Source organism: Pseudomonas nitroreducens NBRC 12694, from assembly GCF_002091755.1.
Classification (GTDB): domain Bacteria; phylum Pseudomonadota; class Gammaproteobacteria; order Pseudomonadales; family Pseudomonadaceae; genus Pseudomonas; species Pseudomonas nitroreducens.
In genome coordinates this window covers 135,996-157,969 of sequence record NZ_BDAI01000002.1, presented here as the reverse complement: position 1 = coordinate 157,969, position 21,974 = coordinate 135,996, and the positions used below count along the sequence as shown (strand labels likewise).

22 protein-coding genes are annotated in these 21,974 nt (G+C 65.9%); 12 read left to right on the top strand and 10 right to left on the bottom strand.

Translation table 11 applies throughout. The features are described 5' to 3' along the window. Positions 1-47: 47 nt before the first annotated feature. Together PNI01S_RS06615 and PNI01S_RS06610 are read right to left on the bottom strand one after the other, a co-directional pair. On the bottom strand, positions 48-449 hold the full coding sequence (locus PNI01S_RS06615; RefSeq protein WP_024762374.1) for a GFA family protein: 402 nt from the start codon (positions 447-449) through the stop codon (positions 48-50). An 85-nt stretch (positions 450-534) separates the two neighbouring features. Beyond that, positions 535-1,662, bottom strand: a complete 1,128-nt coding sequence (locus tag PNI01S_RS06610; RefSeq protein WP_084357659.1) for an ATP-NAD kinase family protein — start codon at positions 1,660-1,662, stop codon at positions 535-537. Positions 1,663-1,910: 248 nt separating this feature from the next. On the opposite strand from PNI01S_RS06610, the gene PNI01S_RS28490 reads away from it, so the two are divergent. After that, a complete protein-coding gene (locus PNI01S_RS28490) occupies positions 1,911-2,084 on the top strand; it encodes a PA1571 family protein (protein ID WP_164488251.1) in 174 nt (57 codons plus the stop codon). A gap of 25 nt (positions 2,085-2,109) precedes the next feature. Here PNI01S_RS28490 and pdxB read toward each other — a convergent pair whose 3' ends face one another. Beyond that, positions 2,110-3,258 (bottom strand): 4-phosphoerythronate dehydrogenase PdxB, encoded by a 1,149-nt coding sequence (gene pdxB, locus PNI01S_RS06605; protein ID WP_084357658.1) that lies wholly within the window; start codon positions 3,256-3,258, stop codon positions 2,110-2,112. 263 nt (positions 3,259-3,521) lie between these two features. Between pdxB and PNI01S_RS06600 the strand changes: the two genes are divergently transcribed. Beyond that, on the top strand, positions 3,522-4,925 hold the full coding sequence (locus tag PNI01S_RS06600) for an MATE family efflux transporter (protein ID WP_024762377.1): 1,404 nt from the start codon (positions 3,522-3,524) through the stop codon (positions 4,923-4,925). Positions 4,926-4,982: 57 nt separating this feature from the next. Here the strand turns inward: PNI01S_RS06600 and rhtA are convergent, their stop codons facing one another. Further along, positions 4,983-5,858: a threonine/homoserine exporter RhtA gene (gene rhtA, locus PNI01S_RS06595; protein ID WP_024762378.1), complete on the bottom strand. Its 876-nt coding sequence runs from the start codon at positions 5,856-5,858 to the stop codon at positions 4,983-4,985. 52 nt (positions 5,859-5,910) lie between these two features. On the opposite strand from rhtA, the gene PNI01S_RS06590 reads away from it, so the two are divergent. Beyond that, the gene (locus PNI01S_RS06590) at positions 5,911-6,513 is read left to right on the top strand and encodes a helix-turn-helix domain-containing protein (protein WP_065083834.1); all 603 of its coding nucleotides are present in this window, start codon (positions 5,911-5,913) and stop codon (positions 6,511-6,513) included. 362 nt (positions 6,514-6,875) lie between these two features. Here the strand turns inward: PNI01S_RS06590 and phnX are convergent, their stop codons facing one another. Beyond that, on the bottom strand, positions 6,876-7,703 hold the full coding sequence (phnX, locus tag PNI01S_RS06585) for a phosphonoacetaldehyde hydrolase (protein ID WP_024762379.1): 828 nt from the start codon (positions 7,701-7,703) through the stop codon (positions 6,876-6,878). Between the two features lie 32 nt (positions 7,704-7,735). Beyond that, the gene (locus PNI01S_RS06580; RefSeq protein WP_084357657.1) at positions 7,736-8,851 is read right to left on the bottom strand and encodes a 2-aminoethylphosphonate--pyruvate transaminase; all 1,116 of its coding nucleotides are present in this window, start codon (positions 8,849-8,851) and stop codon (positions 7,736-7,738) included. A gap of 148 nt (positions 8,852-8,999) precedes the next feature. Between PNI01S_RS06580 and PNI01S_RS06575 the strand changes: the two genes are divergently transcribed. Next, positions 9,000-9,860 carry a LysR substrate-binding domain-containing protein gene (locus PNI01S_RS06575; RefSeq protein WP_024762381.1) on the top strand — a complete coding sequence of 287 codons (861 nt, stop codon included), beginning with the start codon at positions 9,000-9,002 and terminating at the stop codon, positions 9,858-9,860. Between the two features lie 126 nt (positions 9,861-9,986). Here PNI01S_RS06575 and PNI01S_RS06570 read toward each other — a convergent pair whose 3' ends face one another. Then, positions 9,987-10,865: a LysR substrate-binding domain-containing protein gene (locus PNI01S_RS06570; RefSeq protein WP_024762382.1), complete on the bottom strand. Its 879-nt coding sequence runs from the start codon at positions 10,863-10,865 to the stop codon at positions 9,987-9,989. Positions 10,866-11,198: 333 nt separating this feature from the next. Here PNI01S_RS06570 and PNI01S_RS06565 point away from each other — a divergent pair, with 333 nt between their 5' ends. The 7 genes from PNI01S_RS06565 (at position 11,199) to PNI01S_RS06535 (ending at position 18,607) form a co-directional block, all read left to right on the top strand. Next, the gene (locus PNI01S_RS06565) at positions 11,199-12,557 is read left to right on the top strand and encodes an MFS transporter (protein WP_084357656.1); all 1,359 of its coding nucleotides are present in this window, start codon (positions 11,199-11,201) and stop codon (positions 12,555-12,557) included. Positions 12,558-12,726: 169 nt separating this feature from the next. Further along, the gene (locus tag PNI01S_RS06560; RefSeq protein WP_024762384.1) at positions 12,727-13,248 is read left to right on the top strand and encodes an RNA polymerase sigma factor; all 522 of its coding nucleotides are present in this window, start codon (positions 12,727-12,729) and stop codon (positions 13,246-13,248) included. Positions 13,249-13,280: 32 nt separating this feature from the next. Then, entirely contained in the window at positions 13,281-14,270 is a 990-nt protein-coding gene (locus PNI01S_RS06555; protein ID WP_420902309.1) for a FecR family protein, read from the top strand. 123 nt (positions 14,271-14,393) lie between these two features. Continuing rightward, complete coding sequence (locus tag PNI01S_RS06550; protein ID WP_084357655.1) at positions 14,394-16,997, top strand: TonB-dependent receptor; 2,604 nt, start codon at positions 14,394-14,396, stop codon at positions 16,995-16,997. A gap of 153 nt (positions 16,998-17,150) precedes the next feature. After that, entirely contained in the window at positions 17,151-17,750 is a 600-nt protein-coding gene (locus tag PNI01S_RS06545; RefSeq protein ID WP_084357654.1) for a biliverdin-producing heme oxygenase, read from the top strand. A 4-nt stretch (positions 17,751-17,754) separates the two neighbouring features. Then, positions 17,755-18,180 carry a YbaN family protein gene (locus PNI01S_RS06540; RefSeq protein WP_051445546.1) on the top strand — a complete coding sequence of 142 codons (426 nt, stop codon included), beginning with the start codon at positions 17,755-17,757 and terminating at the stop codon, positions 18,178-18,180. Between the two features lie 58 nt (positions 18,181-18,238). Then, positions 18,239-18,607, top strand: a complete 369-nt coding sequence (locus PNI01S_RS06535; RefSeq protein ID WP_024762388.1) for a YajD family HNH nuclease — start codon at positions 18,239-18,241, stop codon at positions 18,605-18,607. Between the two features lie 176 nt (positions 18,608-18,783). Here the strand turns inward: PNI01S_RS06535 and PNI01S_RS06530 are convergent, their stop codons facing one another. The 3 genes from PNI01S_RS06530 to PNI01S_RS06520 all read right to left on the bottom strand — a co-directional run bounded on the left by PNI01S_RS06530 (position 18,784) and on the right by PNI01S_RS06520 (position 21,107). Next, positions 18,784-19,779 (bottom strand): LLM class flavin-dependent oxidoreductase, encoded by a 996-nt coding sequence (locus PNI01S_RS06530; RefSeq protein ID WP_084357653.1) that lies wholly within the window; start codon positions 19,777-19,779, stop codon positions 18,784-18,786. A gap of 340 nt (positions 19,780-20,119) precedes the next feature. Continuing rightward, positions 20,120-20,533 (bottom strand): arsenate reductase ArsC, encoded by a 414-nt coding sequence (locus PNI01S_RS06525; RefSeq protein WP_037013182.1) that lies wholly within the window; start codon positions 20,531-20,533, stop codon positions 20,120-20,122. Between the two features lie 82 nt (positions 20,534-20,615). Then, positions 20,616-21,107, bottom strand: a complete 492-nt coding sequence (locus PNI01S_RS06520; protein WP_024762391.1) for a DUF1543 domain-containing protein — start codon at positions 21,105-21,107, stop codon at positions 20,616-20,618. A 165-nt stretch (positions 21,108-21,272) separates the two neighbouring features. Here PNI01S_RS06520 and PNI01S_RS06515 point away from each other — a divergent pair, with 165 nt between their 5' ends. Then, a complete protein-coding gene (locus PNI01S_RS06515; protein WP_024762392.1) occupies positions 21,273-21,953 on the top strand; it encodes a TetR/AcrR family transcriptional regulator in 681 nt (226 codons plus the stop codon). The last annotated feature ends 21 nt before the right edge of the window (positions 21,954-21,974 follow it).

The following is a 21,974-nucleotide window of genomic DNA, read 5'->3' as shown; positions in this document are numbered from 1 at the left end:
CCACTGACCCTGCTACTCCCTGAGTACTGGCGGCTGCGCCAGCTCATTCATCCTGGTTTTGCACCCTCGTGACGGGGCAGATTGTCCTCCAGCGGCCACCAGCTGGCGCGGGACGCGACGTAATAATGTGCTTCGAGCTTTGTCCGTACCGGCTCGTCCAGGGTTCCCGCACGCACCCGCAAAGTCTCCGGCAGGGCATCGCGGGCGCTGTAGATCGGCGAGCCGCAGGTGCGGCAGAACACGCGCTTCTTATCGGCGGTAGCGCGATACTCGCCCAGCTGCGACTCGCCGCCGAGCAGGCGGAAGGCCGCGCGGTCCACGGGAATGTTGGTGGCGAACGGCCCGCCCTGGGCCTTGCGGCACTGGCTGCAATGGCAGACCTGGACAGGCGCCAGTTCGCCATCGATCTCGAAACGCACTGCGCCGCACAGACAACCGCCCGAATGCATGGCCCTGCTCCCTCGTCCCGTTTTCACGAAGTGCAGGAGTCTAGATCAGCAACGCGGGTAATCACCACCGTGCCTTCGAGCGGTTTCAACCCTCGCTGCCCCAGCCCAGCGGATAGAGCAGTTCTTCCTTGTAACCGGCCCACACCCGCACTGCAGCGGGGAAGCTTGCGTCCAGCTCGGCGTCGCCGCTGTCCACCAGCAGCGGCCGGCCTTCGAGGGTGCCGAGCTTGCGCTTGGTGGCGATCACCCGCAGCCGTTCGATGCCGATGGCGCGCAGCACCCGTGGGCTGATCTGCTGGTTGCCACGGCCGAGGACATGCCCCTGGCCGCCAATGGCCGTCACCAGCAGGAAGGCCGGGTGGCCGTGCACCAGCTCGAACAACTGCGCCTCGGTGACATCGCGGGCGATCACTTCACCGTTCTCGACCACGTCGACGCCCAGCAGCGTGGTGTCCAGGTGCAGGTCGGCAGCCAGCCCATGCAGCGTCGAACCGGGGCCGAAGACATAACGTACGTCGTCTTCCCAGCTGTCTTCCAGCCAGGCGGCGAGATCGGCCAGCACCAGCTCCTCGGTCTCCATGCCAGCCTGTTTCACATGCTGCATGAAGTGACCTTCCTCGGGCACCGTCAGTTCGGCATACCAGCGCGCAGCGACACGACCCTCGCGCAGCGCCGCTTCGTCGAGGTCGCGCACTTCGCCCTGGGTCAGGCGCACCAGGCCGCCGTCCACCAGTCGTCGTGCCAGTTCCCCGGCGGCCCGCGGGCTGATGGCATAGACGCCGGAGTGGATCTTCACCCCGGCGGGGATGCCCAGCACCGGCTGGCCTTCGCGGGCCACTTCGGCGACGTCCCGCGCGGTGCCATCGCCACCGGCGAAGAGGATCAGCGCCACGCCAGCCTCCTGCAGCGCCTGTACGGCGTGACGGGTATCCGCCGCACTGCTCTGCTCCTTTTCCAGCACGCCGACCAGGCGGTGGCCGAAGCCCATGCTCGCCAGCAGCTCGGCGCCCATGGCGCCGGGAAAAGTGAGGAACTCCAGGCGCTCGCGCACCGGCAACAGATGCTCCAGCGCCACGCGGGTGCGCTCCGCTGCCCGCGGCTGCGCGCCGCGCGCCAGGGCCAGCTCGGCCACCCCGTCACTGCCCTTGAGCGCCGTGCGGCCACCAATACCGGCCAGCGGATTGATGATCAGCCCTATGCGAATCCTGTCCATACTCAACCTCGAGGGAAACTTCTTCGAACCACCGGCGCAAGGCCGGGTCGGACCAGGGAAGCGACGGTTCCACTCACTATAACGACAAGCAGACGACCGGGGACCACGCGATTGGCATGCAATCTGCGAGGGCATTGGTCGCCTGTCTTCGGTGACGGTTCTTCGGCGCTGCCACGCGCAGCCTCTGTCACCGGGCTTTCATCTGATCTGCCTAGACTGCAACGAACCTGATGTAGAGGAGATTGGCCATGAGCCTGCAAACCCACCGTGAACCCACTCCCCGCCCCGCCCCGCGCAACCCGCAGCAGCCGGTCGGCGGCTCGATCATCGATGCCCAGGGCCGCGAGGTCCCGATCACCGAAGACATGATCCAGCGCGCCTGCCAGGAACTGGACAAGACCTGCGAGCAGCCACGCCGCTGACAGTCGGTGCGGCGGCGCGTCCGCCCTATTCCCCGACCCGGTTGGCGCCCAAGGCGGTCAGCAGGCTTTCCAGGCGCGGCGAATCACCCTGGATGTCCACCCATAGCCCGGTGATCTCGCGCCGCGGCGGGTAGTGCTTGCGCAGCGCGTCGAAGGCCGCCCGCCGGGTCTTGGTATCGCCTACCAGGCTGCGACGGAAGTTGGCGTCATCGCTGCGCGGGTCATAGACCGCACGGCAGAGCATCGCCAGTGCCCAGTCCGGGTCGCACTCTTCCTTGAGGCTCAGTTCGGCCAGCCATTGCGCGGGCAGCAGGTCGTCGAGATCGACTTCCGGCGCGCGCTGCTGCCAGGCGCAGAACGCCTCGTAGATCTGCGCGGTGCCGCGCAGCTTGCCGTCGAGGCTGTAGCCGGCAATGTGCGGCGTCGCGATGCGGCAGAGTTCGGCCAGGCGCACATTGACCTCCGGCTCGCCCTCCCAGACATCCAGCGCCACGTCGAGATTCGCGCCGGATTCCAGGTGAACGCGTAGCGCGGTGTTGTCGACCACACCGCCGCGGCTGGCATTGATCAGCCAGGTGCCGGGGCGCAGTGCCTTGAGGCGCTCGGCGTCGATCAGGTGGCGGGTCGGGTTGTCGCCGTCGCGGGTCAGCGGCGTGTGCAGGCTGATCACGTCGCACTCGCGCAGCACTTTTTCCAGGCTGCGAAAATCGCCGCCCTCGACAGCCGCGCGCGGCGGATCGCAGACGCGCACATCCCAGCCCAGACCGCGCAGCACGTCCACCAGACGACCGCCTACCTGCCCAGCGCCGATCACGCCATAGCGGCGCTCGGCGAGCTTCGCGCCGTGCACGTCGGCCAGCGCCAGCAGGCTGCCCAGCACCCAGTCGACCACGCCACGGGCATTGCAACCCGGCGCACTGGACCAGGCGATACCGGCCTCGGCGAAGTAATCGAGATCGAGATGATCGGTGCCGATGGTGCAGGTGCCGACGAACTTCACCTGGCTGCCCTGGAGCAGCTCGCGGCTGACGTCTGTCACCGAACGCACCAGCAGCACTTCTGCATCGCCCAGGGCGGCACGGTCGATGCCGCGTCCCGGCAGACGGCGGATATCGCCGTGGGCACCGAAGAAGGCTTCGACCAGGGGAATGTTTTCATCGGCAAGGATACGCATGGGCTGACTCCAGAAATCGGCAGCAGGTACTTTACCAGCGCTGCTGCGCTCGGTCCCGCACAGCCATGTAGGGCGCATATCCTGGAACAGGTTATCCGCCGCTCCCTTCAAGGCGGATAACGCTGGCGCGTTATGCGCCCTGCGTCAGCGCCGATCCTTCAGCCCTGCGCGCGGTCCCGCGCGGCGCAGGCAAGACTTCCTGACCGGCCCGTCAGCCCTTAAACTGGTCGGCTTCCCGCCAATTTCTTTCGCCAAGGAAAGCCGTGACCAGCCTCGCCCAGCCCGTCTCCCGCGGACGGCGCACCGCCACCGAACTCAAGGAACTGCTGACCCTCGCAGCGCCCATCATGATCGCCCAGCTGGCCACTACCGCCATGGGCTTCGTCGATGCCGTGATGGCCGGCAGCGTCGGCCCGCGTGACCTCGCGGCCGTGGCGCTGGGCAACTCGATCTGGATTCCGGTGTTCCTGCTGATGACCGGCACCCTGCTTGCCACCACCGCCAAGGTGGCCCAGCGCTATGGTTCCGGCGACCAGGCCGGGACCGGCCCGCTGGTACGCCAGGCGCTGTGGCTGGCGCTGCTGGTCGGCCCGCTGGCGGGCGCGACGCTGTGGCTGCTCTCCGAGCCGGTATTGCGGGCGATGAAGGTCGAGGAAGCGCTGATCGAGCCCAGTTGCTTCTACCTGCGCGGTATCGCCTGCGGCCTGCCGGCGGTGGCGCTGTACCACGTACTGCGCTGCTACAGCGACGGCCTGGGCCGCACCCGGCCGAGCATGGTGCTGGGCATCTGCGGGCTGATGCTGAACATCCCGATCAACTACGTGCTGATCTACGGCCACCTCGGCTTCCCGGCCCTGGGCGGCCCCGGTTGCGGCTGGGCAACCGGCTCGGTGATGTGGTTCATGTTGCTGGGCATGCTGTTCTGGGTGAACTGGGCCAAGGTCTACCAGCCGAGCCAGTTGTTCAGCCACTGGGAACTGCCGCAGCCGAAGGTGATCGGCAGCCTGGTGGCGGTGGGCCTGCCCATCGGCATCGCGGTATTCGCCGAATCCAGCATCTTCTCGGTGATCGCCCTGCTGATCGGCGAGCTCGGCGAGAAGGTCGTCGCCGGGCACCAGGTGGCGCTGAACTTCAGTGCACTGGTGTTCATGATCCCCTACTCGTTGGCCATGGCCGTGACCGTGCGCGTGGGCCAGTCCCTCGGCGCCGGCGCACCGCGCGATGCGCGCTTCGCCGCCGGCGTGGGCATGGGCGCGGCGCTGGCGTACGCCTGCATTTCCGCCAGCGGCATGCTGCTGATGCGCGAGCACATCGCCGGGCTCTACACCCAGGACCCGGAAGTGCTGGCGCTGGCCGCCACGCTGCTGGTGTTCTCGGCGCTGTTCCAGTTCTCCGATGCCGTGCAGGTCACTGCCGCCGGCGCCCTGCGCGGCTACCAGGACACCCGCGCGACCATGATCATGACCCTGTTCGCCTACTGGGGCATCGGCCTGCCGGTGGGCTACAGCCTCGGCCTGGCCCACTGGCTGCAGGAGCCCACCGGCCCGCGCGGCCTGTGGGAAGGCCTGATCGTCGGCCTGACCTGCGCGGCGGTCATGCTGTGCATCCGCCTGTCGCGCAGCGCCAAGCGGCAGATCCTGCTGAAGGAAATGCGCGTGGAGGGGTGACACCCACGCACGCAAAAAAGCCGCCCTCGGGCGGCTTTTTCCTGTCGGACACCGCTCTCAGTCGGCGACCAGCGCCGGCTTTGGCCGACTGCTCAACGTGGTGCCCACCGAAGCGACGATGATGGCACCGATGGCGATCCACTGGTGCGATGTCAGCTGCTCGCCGAGGAACACCAGGCCGGACAACGCACCGAACGCCGGCTCGATGCTCATCAGCGTGCCGAAAGTGCGTGCAGGCAAACGGGTGAGCGCAATCATTTCCAGGGTGTAGGGCAAGGCGCTGGAGAGGATCGCCACGCCCAGCAGCGCCGGGAATAGGCTGACATCGAACAACCCCATGCCACTGTGCGCGAGGCCGATCGGCGCCACGCAGATCGCCGCGATGCTGATGCCCAGCGCCGCGCCCTGGGCGCCCAGGTCGTTGCCGGCGCGCTGGCCGAAGATGATGTAGAGCCCCCAGCAGACTCCCGCTCCCAGCGCCAGCGCGGCGCCCTTGGGGTCGATGCCGTTGCCGAAGTCGGCGATCGGCAGCAGCAGGCCGAGACCGACCACCGCGATGGCGATCCACAGGAAGTCGATGGGTTTGCGCGAGTAGAACAGCGCCACCGCCAGCGGCCCGGTGAACTCCAGGGCCACGGCGACACCCAGCGGGATGGTCTGCAGCGCCATGTAGAAGGTCAGGTTCATCAGGCCCAGCGTCACGCCATAGATGAACAGCGGCTTGAGCGGTTTACCGCGCAGGGAGGTGCGCCACGGCCGCAGGATTGCCAGCAGGAGGATGGCGGCGAAGATCAGGCGCATGGAAGTCACGCCTTCCGCGCCGAGCACCGGGAACAGGCTCTTGGCGACGGACGCACCGGTCTGGATCGAGGCCATGGACACGATCAGGATGAGGATGGGAAAGACAGTGGAAAGAAAGCGAGAGCGAGGCATGATGCGGACCAGGACAGGCGTTGCAACGGTGGGAAAATCTTGATTGACTGTTATGCGCAACATAATGCGCAAAAAGGCCAGAATGAGCAATATACTGCCCACCCCTTCTGAACGTCCCAGCGTGCTGGTCCACGTCGCCGATAACGTGAAGACGCACCGTCGTAGCGCCGGCCTCAGCCAGGACGCGCTGGCCAAGGCCTCGGGCGTCAGCCGGCGGATGCTGGTCGGCATCGAGGGAGGCGACAACAACGTCAGCCTCGCAACCCTCGACCGCATCGCCGCCGCGCTCCACGTGACCTTCGCCGACCTGGTACGCCCACCGGCCACCGGCGGCCTGACCCGCGTAGACGCCGTCGCCTGGGGCGGCCAGCAGCCCGACAGCCGCGGCACCCTCCTCGCCAGCACGCCCGCCACGCGCCAGGCCGAACTCTGGCACTGGGCACTCGCCCCCGGCGACCGCTACAACGCCGAGCCCGACGCCGAAGGCTGGTACGACATGGCCTATGTCATCGAGGGCCGGCTGACCATCGTGCTGGCCGAGGAGACGGTGGAGGTCGAGGCCGGCGGATTCCATGTGTTCAAGAGCAACCAGCCGTTTTCCTATCAGAACCATGGGGATGTGCTGGTGCGGTTTGTGCGGAACGTTGTGAATTGAGCATTCTTGCTTGGTGTTCATGCGCCGCCTCGGAGTGCACTGGGACTTCTGGTTTCGCCCCCTCGGGCGAGTCACTTTCTCAAACGCGAGAAAGTAACCAAAGCGCTTGCCCCTCCATCCGGTTTTTCGCTTGGGGCGAAAAATACCTCGTTGGATCGAAGTTTCAGGGGCACGCCACGACGGGCCATCCCTGGCCCATCGTGGCTCTCGCGACATCCATGTCGCTCAACCCCTGAAACTTCGATCCAACGAGGCCTACTGAAAGGGGCGGTCCGGAGTGCTCGGATGTTTCGCTGGAAGTCATCAAGAGCCAAAAGAAAGAAGGCCCGCATCAAGCGGGCCTTCTTTGTTATCGCTCGGGATCAGCAGCCCTGCGGCATCTCGCCCCGCGCCAACCGCGCATTGATATCGGCAATCACCGCCGGCAGTTCGGCGATGGTGTCGATCAGGTAATGCGGCCGCGAGCCCTCGAACATCTGCCCGATGCGACGACGCTCCTGATCGAGCTTCTCGGCCGGCAGCGCCTTGTACTGCTCGTAGGTCAACCCCAGGGCGTTGCCCGAGCAGGTCAGCGCCACGGTCCACATGCCGGCGCTGCGGCCTTCGAGGATGCCCGGCCAGGTGTCGTCGACCTTCACGCAAGCCGCGACGTCATTGATGCCCAGGGCAATCACGTTGGCCAGCGCCTGGGCCGGGTGCGGACGGCCGTTGGGCACTTCGTCGGTGGCGACCACGTGGTCGGCGACGTAGCCGTTGGTCTTGGCCAGCGCCACGACCTTCTCCATCACCACCGCCGGGTAGCCGGAGCAGGAACCGATCTTCAGCCCGCCCTTGCGCAGGGTGGCAATGGCATCCAGCGCCCCGGGAATCAGCGCCGAATGCTCGGCGATCTTCTCGATCTGCAGCGGCATGAAGCGCTCGTAGATGGCGGTGACGTCATCGTCGCTCGGCACGCGGCCGAACTTGGCCTTGTAGCGCTCGGCGATGGCCGGGATGTCGCACAGGGTACGGATGTGGTCCCACTTGCCCATGCCCATGGGGCCGCGGGCTTCTGCCAGGCTGACCTGCACGCCGAACTCGGCGAAGGCTTCGACGAAGATCTGGGTCGGTGCGAAGGAGCCGAAATCGACCACGGTGCCAGCCCAGTCGAGGATGGCGGCTTGCAGTTGCTTGGGTTGTTCGTAGTTCATGGCATTCAATCCTGTGGGAATTCGGGCAGGCGTCAGATTTCGAAGACTTCCATTTCCTTCAGCGTCTCGGCGATGGCCGCGACGGCGGCACGCATGCCGCTGGCGTCGACCTGGCCGATGCAACCGACGCGGAAGGTTTCCACCTGGGTCAGCTTGCCCGGGTAGAGGATGAAGCCCTTCTCGCGCACCCGGTTGTAGAACTCGGTGAAGCTGTAGCGGGCGTCACTCGGAGCATGGAAGGTGACGATGATCGGCGCCTGGATCGCGGCCGGCAGGAAGCTGCGGAACCCGAGTTCGGCCATCTCGGCCAGCAGAGTCTGGCAATTGTTTGCGTAACGCTGATGACGGGCCGCAAGGCCACCCTCCTCCTCGTACTGGGTCAGCGCTTCGTGCAGCGCGGCGACCACGTGGGTCGGCGGAGTGAAGCGCCACTGGCCGGTCTTGGCCATGTAGGCCTGCTGGTCCTGCAGGTCCATGGACAGCGAATGGCAGTTGCCGGCGCTGGCGTTCAGCGCGCTACTGCGGGCGAAGACGAAGCCCATCCCCGGCACGCCTTCCAGGCATTTGCCGGAAGCGGCGATCAGCGCGTCGAAGGGAATGTGGCGGGCGTCGATGTCCAGGGCGCCGAAGGAGCTCATGGCGTCGATGATCAGGCGCTTGCCGTGGGATTCGATGACCTTGGCGATGTCCTGCAGCGGGTTGAGGATGCCGGTGCTGGTCTCGCAATGGATCAGTGCGACGTGGGTGACGCTGGGGTCTTCCGTGAGCAGACGGACGACGTCCGCGGCGGTGGTCGGCACGTCTTCTTCGGTTTCGAAGGTGCTGAACTCGCGGCCGATCACCTGGCAGATTTTCGCCAGGCGCTTACCGTAGGCGCCGTTGATCAGCACCAGCACCTTGCCGTCGCGCGGCACCAGGGTGCCAATGGCGGCCTCCACTGAGAAGGTGCCACTGCCTTGCAGCGGTACGCAGGTGTGGGTCGCTTCGCCGTGGATGATCGCCAGCAGGCGTTTGCAGACGTCGGCGGTCAGGTCGTTGAAATCGCGGTCCCAGGAGCCCCAGTCGACCATCATGGCGCGACGGGTGCGGGGGGACGTGGTCAGCGGACCGGGAGTCAGCAGGATGGGGGCTCGCTCGGCAGTGCTCATGCTCGATTCCTCTTTCGTGGGAACGTCGTCAGGGCTGAATTCGGTTGGGCCGGGCGGGTTCGCCGTGGCCTGGGCATAACTTGCCGGCCGGGCAGATATCGTTCAAATTGTTTATCACGATGCACTGCATAAGCCGGACATATACCTCATGAACCTCTTCCAGCTCCGAGCGTTCGACGCCGTCGCCCGCGAACGCAGCTTCACCCGCGCCGCTGAGCGCTTGTTCATCAGCCAGCCAGCGGTGACCGGGCATGTAAAGGCGCTGGAGGAGCACTACCAGGTCAACCTGTTCCGCCGCACCGCGCGAGGCGTGGAGCTGACAGAAGATGGCGTACGCCTGTCGGCGATCAGCCGCACCCTGTTCGCCCTGGAGGAGGAAGCCGAAGCCATGCTCGACGCCAGCCGCGAGCTGGTGACCGGGCGTATCGAGGTAGCCGCCGACGGCCCGCACCTGGTGATGCCGATGCTCGCCCGGCTGCGCGCGTCCTACCCCGGCATCACCGTCAATCTGCGCCTGGGCAATGCGCAGGAAACCCTCGCAGCACTGATGGACGAGCACGTCGATATCGCCGTGCTGACCGAAGTGGAGCCGCGCGCCGGGCTGTTCCTGCGCGAACTGGTGGAGTCACGCATCTGCGCGTTGGTGCCGGCCAGCCATGCCTGGAGCGAGCACGCTGGCGAGCTGCCGCTGGGCGAGCTGGACCAGCGGATCATGGTGCTGCGCGAGCCCGATTCCATCACCCGGCGCACCTTCGATGCGGCCTGCTCGGCAGCCTCAGTGGCGCCGCGCGTGCTGCTGGAGTTGGACAGCCGCGAAGCGGTGACCGAAGCAGTGGCGGCGGAGCTGGGGATCGGCATCGTGTCGTCGCTGGAGGTCAGCCCGGACCCGCGGGTGAAGGCGATTCCACTGAGCGGCGACGGGCTGCTCAACCGCCACGCCATCGGCTGCCTGGAACGGCGCCGGGGGTTGCGGGTAGTGAGTGCGTTTCTGGAGTTGGCGGAAGCCTGACCTGAGGTTCGGCAGGATGCGGTTCGCGAGCAAGGTCGTTCCTACAAGGGAAACGCCAGCGTATGACCAATCTGTAGGAGCGAGGGGACGCCTAGTTCTTGCTCGCGAACCACCCACAACCATGCCCTACTCCGCCGGCAAATCTTCCTTCACCAGATCGAGAAAGGTCGCCACGATCCGCCGCGTGCTCTGCTCGCGCAGGCATACCAGCGTCTCGCTCATACGCCAGTGGCAATCGAGGATCGGCAGCGCATGCACGCGCGCATCCGCGCCCAGTTCGGCGGCCGAAACCACGCCCACACCAATCCCCACTGCCACCGCTTCCAGCGACGCCTCACGCCCCTCCACCTCGATGGCCGGACGGATGCGCAGGCCGGCGCGGGCCATTTCCGCTTCGAGCATCTGCCGGGTCACCGAGCCCTGCTCGCGCAGCACCAGCGGCATGTCGTCGAGATCGGCCAACTCGATGGACTCGCGCCCGGCCCAGGGATGACTGCGGCCGACGAAGGCCACGATGGGGTCGCTACGCAGGGTGAAGGTCAGCAGGCGCTCGTCCTGGACTTCGCGGCCCAGCAGCGCCAGGTCGGCCTGATAGTCGAACAGCCGTTGCAGGGACTCGTCGGTGTTGCCCGTTTCCAGCTTCACGCGGATACCCGGATGGCGTTGGCAGAAGCGCGCGATCTGCGGCAGCACGTGTACCGGTGCATCCACCGCCAGGGTCAGGCTGCCGGTCTGCAGCGCGCTGGATTCCTGCAGCAGCTCCTGCGCCTCAGCCTCGATCACGAACAGCCGCTGGGTTACCGACAGCAGGCGTTCGCCCAATTCGGTCAGGCGCACCGAACGCTTGTTGCGGTGGAACAACAACACGCCATAGCGCTCCTCCAGCTTGCGCACCTGATCGGAGACCGCCGGCTGGGTGAGAAACAGGCGCTCGGCGGCGCGGGTGAAGCTGCCGTGGACGGCGACCGCGTGGAAGGCCTTGAGCTGGGCGTGGGAAACGGACATGGGCGCGCCTCTGCAGGAAGGTTCTGACCCGTCATCCGCCATCGGACAGAACGCGACTGAAAGGTCATTCACGCAGAACACTAGCGTCATGGCGCTCTGTCATACAAGCCCAGCTTATTTTTGAAATCTGATAAATCGATTTCAGTTATTTATTCGAAATTGTTTCCATCGCTCCACCGCCGCTTCCCGACATCCACACGGAACGGCGGTACAGAACAGCTACAGCGCTTCTGACCCGCACCGCGAAGACGGTGCGACGTGCTCCGAAAACAACAATAAAAAAGGCGTTACCCACTGACTGCCGGCACAGCACAACAACAACGAGGTCAGACCATGCTCAACCCTCACGGCATCGCATCGCCGCGCGCCTCCCTCGCCCGCTGGAAATGGCAGATCTTCGCCATCACCTGGCTGGCCTACGCGGCCTTCTACTTCACCCGAAAGGCCTTCTCGGTGGCCAAGCTCGGCATCGCCGAGGACCCCAGCTTCCATCTCGACAAGATCGCGATGGCCAACCTCGACGCCATCTACCTCACGGCCTACGCCGTGGGCCAGTTCACCTGGGGGGTCTTCGCCGACCGCTACGGCCCGCGCGTGGTGGTGTTCGGCGGCCTGCTGATCTCCGCCGCTGCCGCGCTGGTCATGGGCAGCTTTGCCACCCTGCCGATCTTCGCCACCTGCATGGTGGTCCAGGGCCTGGCGCAGTCCACCGGCTGGTCGGGGCTGTGCAAGAACATCGGCAGCTTCTTCGCCACCCACGAACGCGGCCGCGTGCTCGGGCTGTGGAGTACCTGTTACGCCTTCGGCGGACTGGTCGCCTCGCCCTTCGCCGGTTGGTGGGCCTATGAAGTGTTCGGCACCTGGCATGCGGCGTTCTACTCCACCGCTGCCGTGGTCGGCGCAGTCGCCATCCTGTTCCTGCTGCTGCAACGCAACCGTCCGCAGGACGTCGGCCTGCCGCCGGTGGAGGCCGACGTGCAGCAACCCGAAGCGGTGAACTACGCCGGCTTCAAGCATGAGGGCGAAAACGGCAAATCCCTGCGCATCCTCGGCAAGGTGCTGCGCAACCGTACCGTGCTGACCCTGGGGCTGGCGTACTTCCTGCTCAAGCCGGCGCGCTACGCGATCCTGCTGTGGGGGCCGGTGATCGTCTACGAACGCATGCCAGGGCTGGGCAAGGTCGGCGCGGCGATCCTGCCGTCAGCCTTCGAGGTCGCCGGGCTGCTCGGGCCGATCCTGATCGGCTACGCCTCCGACCGCATCTTCGGCGCACGGCGCATGCCGGCCTGCGTGATCAGCCTGCTCGGCCTGACGGTGTGCCTGGCGCTGTTCGTCCCGGCCATGCAGACCGGCAGCAGTCTTCTGGTGCTGGGCCTGCTGTTCATGATGGGCCTGACCCTGTACGGACCGGACTCGATGATCAGCGGCGCCGCTGCCGTGGACTTCGGCACCGGCGAAGCAGCCGGCACGGCAGCCGGTTTCGTCAACGGCTGCGGTTCCATCGGTGCGATCCTCGGCGGCCTGCTGCCGGGCTACTTCGACACCTACACCGTGTTCATCGGCTTCACCGTCACCGCGCTGATCGCCGCCGGCATCCTCATTCCGCACTGGAACAGCCGCCCGGAAGCGGCCAACCAGCCAAACTCCGGCAACGACGAACCCCGCCTGAACGCACGCCCCGTGCGCTCCTGAGTCCCGCTTGCCCCTCACCAGCCGGCTGAGGGAATGGGTGAGGCGCCCCGCGCGCCTCGCCCTTTTTTCGTTTACCGAACACACCCGGAACCATGGATGGACTTGTGCCATCAGTCACAGCTGAATAACATTGATTATCATTTGAAAATTATTCCTGCTGGACGCCCTTGTGAGCACTTCCAACCTCGACGCGGTCTTCCTGGCCCAGCGCCTGCCGCTGCTGCGCACGCTCGTTCGGATGGTGAAGAACCCGAGCATCGCCGAAGACCTGGTGCAGGAAACCTACCTGCGCGTCGCCCGCACCCTGCTCGAACGCCGCATCGATCACCTGGAACCCTTCCTCTTCCAGACCGGCCGCAACCTCGCCCTGGATCACCTGCGCCACCTGCGCATGCAGTCGCGGACCATGCTCGAGGACGTGCCTTTCGATATCGTGCAGGCCGTGCCGGCGCCGGGCTCCAGCGCCGAGGACCAGCTCCACGCGGAGAAACTGCTGGAGCGCCTGGGCGCGACGCTCGAACAACTCAGCGAACGCCAGCAACGCATCTTCATCCTCAGCCGCCTGCACGGCTGCGGCTATGCGGAAATCGCCGAGCAACTGGACGTCTCGCCCAGCACGGTGCAGAAGGAACTGAAACTGATCATGGCGATCTGTGTCGGACTGGTCAGCCGCCTCGAGGAAACGGTATGACGGACTACCGTTCGCCGGCCGATTCGACAACAATGCGCGGCTCACCCTCCCAGGACCGCCCCGAGGATCGCCCCTTGCCCCCCGCAGACCCGCAGCAGATGGCCGAAGCCCTCGACTGGCTGATCCTCGAGGACGACATGGACGCCGCCACCCGTGCGCGCTTCGAGGCCTGGCTCGCTGCCAGCGAAGGCAATGCGCAGGCGTACCAGCGCGTGCGCGATGCGTGGCAGTCGCCACTGCTGCCGGTGGCTGCCGCCCGCCTGGAACGCAAGCGGGAGCAGGCAAAGGTTCAGCCGCTGCGCCGACAGCGCCGCTTCTGGAAACCAGTCGCCACGGCTGCAGCGCTGGTGCTCGCCATCGGTGTCGTGGTTCAGGGCGACCTGCTGACGCGCCTGCGCGCGGACCATCTCACCGCCGTGGGCGAACGGCAGAAAGTCCAGTTGGCCGATGGATCGAACGTGCTGCTCAATACCGACACCGCGTTCTCCAGCAAGGTCGACGACCAGCAGCGCGTCGCCCGCCTCTATCGCGGCGAAGCCTTCTTCGACGTTGCCCACGACCGCAGCCGCCCCTTCGAAGTGGAAGCCGGGCCGGTGCAGGTCACCGTGCGCGGCACGGCATTCGCTGTGCGCTACCTGGGCAACGAGGCGGAGGTCAGCGTGCAGCGCGGCGAGGTGGACCTGCGCACGCGCCTGGACGATGCCCGCGTCAGCCTGGGTGCCGGCGACAGCATCCGCGTCGGCCCGCAGGGTTTCGGCGAACGCCAGCACAGCGGCGAGGCTGCCTCGCAACTGGCCTGGGTAAAGGGCCGCATGGTGTTCGAGAACTGCCCCATGAGCCAGGTACTGGCCGAGTTGCGCCGCTACTACCCCGGCTGGATCGTCAACACCAACGAGCGCCTGGACAACGTCAGCGTCACCGGCAACTGGCGCCTGGACGACCCGCTGGGCGTGGCCCGCTCGCTGGCGCAGATCACCTCCGCCGAGCTGCACGAATACCCGAAACTGCTGATCCTCAACTGATCGCCCGCCGCTGAACGGAAAGTATTTTTACTCGATTCGAAAGGCTCGTTCGTTTAGTCAGAAGCCAATGCAATAGATTCGCATTTACGAATGCGAACAACGACTGACTAAGAGAGCCCTTCGATGACCATTGCTTCTTCGCGTGCCCCTCTGCGCCGGCTGTCCGCGCCGGCCAGCATCTCGCTGCTCGCCCTGTCCATCGGCCTCGCCAGCCTGCCGGCCACTTCCGCACTGGCGGCCGAGGCCAGCCAGACCCAGGCCGGCTACCGCTTCGATATCGCTCGCCAGCCCCTGCCGCAGGCGCTGAATGCCTTCAGCTCGGTGACTGGCTGGCAGGTGGGCGTGGCTGGCGATCTGGCCGACGGCGTGGAATCCCCAGGCGTCAGCGGCCGCCTGCCGGCGGAGCGCGCACTGAAGACCCTGCTCGGCGGCACCGGCCTGACCGTCCGCCAGCTCGGCCCGCGCAATGTGGTCCTGGAACGCAACCTCTCCTCCGTCTCCGAGATGCAGCCGCTGACTGTCACCGCCACCCGCCAGGCGCAGAGCGTCACTTCGGTGCCGACCACCGTCAACGTGGTGAGCCGCGAAGAGCTGGACCGCAAGAACGTCAACAGCATCAAGGAACTGGTGCGCGACATGCCCGGCGTCTCCGTCGGCGGCACCGGCAACCGTGCCGGCATCACCGGCTACAACATCCGCGGCATCGACGGCGACCGCGTGCTGACGCAGATCGACGGCGTCGAGATCCCCAACAGCTTCTTCAATGGCCCGTATGCGCAGACCGAGCGCAACTACGTCGACCCGGAGATCGTCAAGCGCGTCGAAGTCCTGCGCGGCCCGGCCTCAGCCCTGTACGGCAGCAACGCCATCGGCGGCGCGGTGAGCTACTTCACCCTCGACCCGAACGACATCATCAAGGACGGCCAGGACGTTGGCGCGCGACTGAAGACCGGCTACAGCTCCGCCGATGACAGCTGGCTGACCTCCGCCACCGTCGCCGGCCGCCTCGACACCTTCGACGGCCTGCTGCACCTGAGCCAGCGCAACGGCCACGAGACCGAGTCCTACGGCAGCACCGGCGGCACCGGCCTGTCGCGCACCGAAGCCAACCCCGAGGACGTGCGCACCACCAACGTGCTGGCCAAGCTGGGCTGGAACTACGCCGAAGGCAGCCGCTTCGGCCTGGTCTACGAGAAGTACAAGGACGACGTCGATACCGACCAGAAAAGCGCCTACGGCGGCCCGTACTTCAACGGTGCGCCGACCATTCCCGATTCCGTGCTGCCCGGCGGCATGTACCAGTGGCGCACCGGCAACGACACTATCACCCGCGAGCGCTATGGTCTGGAACACCAGATGCTGCTGGACAGCGCCGTGGCCGATCACCTGAAGTGGACCTTCAACTACCAGATCGCCAAGACCGACCAGAGCACCGACGAGTTCTACTACCCCATCACCCGCCAGGTGCTGCGCACCCGCGAGACCCAGTACAAGGAACGCCAGTGGGTGCTCGACCTGCAGATGGACAAGGCCTTCGCCCTGGGCGACACCGACCACCTGCTGACCTACGGCACCACCCTCAAGCGCCAGAAGGTCACCGGCTACCGCGAAGGCGGCGCCACCTGCCTGGCCGTCAGCCGTACCTGCCCCACCATCGGCGGCCCGAGCACCGTGGCCAGCGATCAACTGGCGCGCAGCAGCGACTTTCCCGATCCGACCATCGACACCTACGCGCTCTTCGCCCAGGACGAAATCCGCTGGAACGACTGGACCTTCCTGCCCGGCCTGCGCTACGACCACACCCGCCTGAAGCCCCACGTCACCGACGAATTCCTCAACACCGTCGACCAGAGCGGCGACGGCGACGTGAGCAGCGAAAGCAAGACCTGGCACCAGCTCTCGCCCAAGCTCGGCGTGACCTATTCGTTCAACGACAACTACCTGTGGTACGGCCAGTACGCCCAGGGCTTCCGCACCCCGACCGCCAAGGCGCTCTACGGCCGCTTCGACAACCCCACCAGCGGTTATCGCGTGGAGCCCAACCCGGACCTGGACCCGGAACGCAGCCAGAGCTACGAGACCGGCCTGCGCGGCAACTTCGAGGAAGGCTCGTTCGACGTGGCGGTCTTCTACAACAAGTACCGCGACTTCATCAACGAAGACGCCATCACCCCCGGCTACGACGAACCGACCTTCACCAGCAACAACATCAAGCACGCCATCATCAAGGGCGTGGAAGTGAAGGGCCGCCTGGAGCTGGGCGCCTTCGGCGCACCACAAGGCCTCTACACCAAGGGCTCGGTGGCCTATGCCTACGGTCGCAACAAGGACACCGGCGAGCCGATCAACAGCGTCAACCCGCTCACCGGGGTGTTCGGCCTGGGCTACGACGAACAGGCTGGCCGCTATGGCGCGCTGCTCGACTGGACCCTGGTCAAGCGCAAGAACCGCGTGGACGACAGCCAGTTCAACGCCCCGGACGGCACCAGCAGCCAGTTCAAGACGCCGGGCTTCGGCATCCTCGACCTGACCGGCTACTACAAGCTGACCGACGACCTGACCCTCAACGCCGGCCTCTACAACCTCACCGACAAGAAGTACTGGCTGTGGGATGACGTGCGCGGCTACGACGGCGTCGGCGAAGCGGCGGTGCTGGCCCCGGCCAACCTCGACCGCCTGACCCAGCCAGGCCGCAACTTCGCGATCAACCTGGTGTGGGATATCTGATGCACTGATTGGCACGGGATTCCTGATGAACCCCGTGCCAGCTCGCGAACCTGTCTCGCTCCGGCATCACCCATTGAACGCGCGACAATCTTTACGCTTTCCAAACGCTGATTCGTCTCGTCTACAAAGCCCTGTAATTTCAAGGAATTGGACATGACCACCGTGGAACTCCCTGCCCTGCGCTCGCAGCGCCTGAACGCGCTGACCCACGCTCCCCACGAGCGCCTCGACCACGCCGTGAAGGCCCGCGAGCCCTTCTCCAGCCGTGAGCGCTTCGCCCGCTTCGTGGTCGCCCAGTACCTGTTCCAGTCCGAGCTGCAGGCCCTGTACCAGGACGCCGAGCTGGGCAAGATATTCTCCGACCTGCCGCAGCGCTGCCGCGCCGATCAGGCCCGCCTGGACCTGGCCGACCTGGACACCGAAGTCCCCGCTCCGGTTGCCGGCGCCGTCGACAAGCCGAGCCTGGCCCACGCGCTGGGCTGGCTGTTCGTCTCCGAGGGTTCCAAGCTGGGCGCTGCGTTCCTGATCAAGCGCGTCGCCGCGATGGGCCTGGACGAAAACACCGGCGCGCGCCACCTGGGCGAGCCCGAGGGTGGTCGCGCCGAAGGCTGGAAACGCTTCACCCGCACCCTCGACGCCCTGAAGCTCAGCGAAGCCGAAGAGCGTGAAGCCGAAGCCGGTGCCATTGCCGCCTTCGAGCGCTTCGCCCATCTGCTGCAACACAGCTACGACAGTGCACCTGCCGCCGTCTGAGGCCATCGAGCGCGCGCCCGTAGCAGGAGCGCGCGCCACGCCGTTCGGCCCGGCACGCTCGCGCCTGGCACGGATCGCCTTCGCGCTGCTCGCCTATACCAGCCTGGGCGTGGGCATGGTGGGGTTGGTGGTGCCAGGGTTGCCGACCACCGAGTTCGTCCTGCTCGCCGCCTGGGCAGCGTCGAAGAGTTCGCCGCGTCTCTCGGCCTGGCTGGAGAACCACCGGCTGTTCGGCCCCATCCTGCACAACTGGCGCAATGGGCGCGCCGTCGCCCGCCGCGCCAAGATCAGCGCCAGCCTGGCAATGCTCGCCGCCCTGGCGATCATGCTGATCACCCTGCCCCACGGCCTCTGGCTGTACGCCGTGATCCTCGGTATGGCGGTTGGCAATCTGTGGATCTGGTCGCGCCCGGATACACCCAGGCCGTAGCCAGCACGCGGGCGCGGACCTATGCTGGAGGTCCGTTTCCTTTCTGCCTCAACGAGCCATGAACCAGCCCACCAGCAAAGTCGACGCCGTCCTCGCCGAAGCCCAACGCCGCCGCGAAACCAGCTACCGCGAAAAGGCCCTGAAGATGTACCCCTGGATCTGCGGTCGCTGCGGCCGCGAGTTCAGCGGCGTGCGCCTGCGCGAACTGACCGTCCACCACCGCGACCACAACCACGACAACAATCCCGAAGACGGCTCCAACTGGGAGCTGCTGTGCCTCTATTGCCACGACAACGAGCACCAGCGGCAGGTGGACCTGCATTACCAGAACGGCAACGACGCCGGGAACAAGGGGCCGAAGGTCACCCACAAGGGACTCGCCGGGCTGGCCGACCTGCTGAAGAAGAAGGACGACGGCGAAGCATGAATCCCACATCCTTCCTGTAAGAACGGACTTGTAGGAGCGGACTCCGTCCGCGATCGGTTTTCCACCGCACCGGTCGACAAGGGATCTCGGCGAAGCCATCGCGGGCGGAGTCCGCTCTTACGCCGCCTGCCACAATCTGGCATGCACCTGTAGGAGCGGTCCGCGCGATGGAGACTTCAGCGCAGGCCGGCAACGATCTCCAGCGAACGCAGGCGCAGCTCGTGATCGTAGATGTCGCTGGTGAAGATGATCTCGTCCACGCCCGTCTGCTCCAGCAGGATTTCCAGGCGGCTGCGCACCTTCTCCGGACCACCGATCACCGCCAGACCAAAGAAGTTGCCGACAGCATCCTGCTCATGAGGTAGCCACAGCCCGGCCATGCTCGGCACTGGCGGCTTCTGCTTCAGGCTGTCGCCACGGATCAGTGCCAGCACGCGCTGGAAGGCAGTGGTCGCCAGGTATTCGGCTTCCTCGTCGGTCGGGGCCGTCACCAGCGGTACGCCGATCATGGCGTACGGCTTGTCGAGCACCGCCGAAGGCTGGAAGTTCTCGCGGTAGATGCGCAGCGCGTCGTGCAGGTAGCGTGGTGCGAAGTGCGAGGCGAAGGCGTAGGGCAAACCCTTTTGCGCTGCCAGGTGGGCACTGAACAGACTGGAACCCAGCAGCCAGATCGGCACGTTGGTGCCCTCCCCCGGAATCGCCAGCAGCGACTGTTGCGAGCGACGCGGACCGAGGAGCATTTCCAGCTCGGCGACCTGTTCGGGGAAATCGGCACCGTCACCCAGGCGGTCACGACGCAGCGCGCGCATGGTTGCCTGGTCGGCGCCCGGTGCGCGGCCGAGGCCGAGGTCGATGCGGCCCGGGTACAGCGTCTCCAGGGTGCCGAAGTTCTCCGCCACCACCAGCGGCGGATGGTTGGGCAGCATCACGCCGCCGGAGCCGACGCGGATGCGCTCGGTCTTGCCGGCGATGTGGCCGATCAGCACGGCCGTGGCCGAGCTGGCGATGCCGTCCATGTTGTGGTGCTCCGCCAGCCAGTAGCGGGTAAAGCCCAGGCGTTCGACGTGCCGGGCCACCGCGACGGCGTTGTTCAATGCCTCGGCAGCGGTGCCCTGGTCGCGCACAGGGACCAGGTCGAGCATGGAAAAGGCAGTTTCTGACAGGGACTTCATAGGCACTCCGATTCGGGTCGCGCAGGCACCGGAACGCAGCGCCGCGGACAGGACTTTGACAATGACTCTATCGATGCGCTCCTCGCCTGACCACTTGTCGGGATCGATAGTGCTCATGCCGGCGAGTGATAAAGGCGCAGGCGCGTTGCCATCACCTGTTCACGGGACAGTCACCGCGCTGTCATGCCGGACCGCCAGAATGCCCTGGCGCTGAAGGACCAGCGCCCCATCTACACGGACATCCGCCGCCAATCCTCCCCAGGCAACGGCGAATCCTGTGGCCTGCGAAGCAAAAAGCCCGCATCCGTGCGGGCTTTTTGCTTTGTCATCGCCAGAAACTTCAGTCGCGGTTCTTCACCATTTCGAAGAGTTTCAAGCGATCGCTGATTTCCTGCAGGGTGTGGCGGAACGGGTCGTGCTGTTCGCTGTGGGCCGGGTCGACGAAATTCCACACGATCACCTGGCTGGAAGTCGGCAGTTCGTCGCCCTCGTCGCTGGACTTGTCGCACAAGTCGATCAGGTAATCGAAATGCTGGCCGCGGAATTCATCGATGGACTTGCTGCGTAGGCCTTCGGTGGAAATCCCTGCGTGTTCCAGGACGCTGCGCGCACGGGGATCGACGGCGGTCGGGTGGATGCCCGCGCTGAAGGCTTCGAAGTGTTCGCCATCGGTGTGCCGCAGCAGCGCTTCCGCCATCGGCGAGCGGGCGTCGTTGGCGACGCAGACGAACAGGACTCGGCGTTTCTCGGTCATCTTTACCTCGGCACGGGGGATCGGCTTTGCGCCCCCTTATACGTCAGGTTTTATGACAAGGCCGTGTCAGCGCCATGAAGGCTCACAACACGATGTAGTCGCTGCGCTGCACGATGCCGCGGCTCTCGCCTTCCACCAGGTGGACATAACGCCCGCCGACCTGGTCGACGGCAATGCAATCGTCGACGTCGATCACGGCATCGGTGTGCGCCTTGTCCCAGCTGCGCGGCATGCGGCGCTTGGCGCGTACCTTGGCGTCGGCGGCATCGCGTGCGGCCACCAGTACGTACTGGTGCGCCTCGCCGAAACTGCCCAGCTCGTAGCCGCCCAGGTTGACGAAGAACAGCCGCTGCTCGCCTGGCGCCGGCATTGAATCGCTGAACTCCACGCGATACGCCTCGACGCCGTCCACCTCCAGCCAGGAATCGATGTGCAGGCCTTCCGGGCTGCCGAACCAGGCGTCGCGCAATTGCGCGTAGGTGGATTTCAGGTTGTCGCCAAGGACAAAGGCTACATCGTGAACCTCGATCCGCGCGCGCGGATGGCGTCCCCCCAGCATGACTACGAACAGCATCTCAGCCCCTTCCTAGGTTTCAGACTGGCTCTGACAAATTCGTCACACGGCAGGTTCAATCTAATGGCGGATAAATGGCCATCCGCCAGTCAACCTCATGGGTGTGCAAGCGCTATATAGAGCGTTATATTCTGAACCCTCGTTTGATTGCCCCGATGTTTCCCCATGCCCCAGACCGCGCCCACCCCGACGCGCCGCCGTCAGCGCCCCGCCCTCAGCATCCGTGACCGCAATCGCCAGCGCATCCTGCTAGCCGCCGGCGAGGAATTCGCCGAGAAGGGGTTCACCGCCGCCAAGACTCAGGACATCGCCAGCCGCGCCGACCTGCCCAAGTCCAACGTTTATTACTATTTCCAGAGCAAGGAGAATCTTTACCTGCGCCTGCTGGAAAACGTGGTGGATGCCGTGCTGGAAGCCTCCGCCCTGCTGCGCGAGTGTGACGACCCGGCCTGGGCGCTGCCCGCGCACATCCGCGCGCGCCTGTACATCGCCCGGCAGTGGCCGTACGCGTACAAGGTATTCGCCAGCGAAATGCTCCACGGCGCTCCGCGCCTGCCGCCGGAATGGTTGCAGCGCCTGCGGGCGGAATCGCGTCGCAGCCTGGAGTGCATCGCCGCCTGGATCGACCGTGGCCTGCTCGCCCCGGTGGACCCGCAGCACCTGCTGCTGAACATCTCCGCCGCCACCCGCACCTACATCGATTTCGACTGGCAGATCGCGATGATCACCGGCAAGGCACAGCCGGATGCCGATGACTTCGACGCGGCCGCCGCGACCATCACCCGCCTCGTCCTGCGCGGTACCGAGCCGGAACCGGCAGCACGCCTGCGGCCCTTGCCGCTCTAGCGCGCCACGAGGTCTGCACTA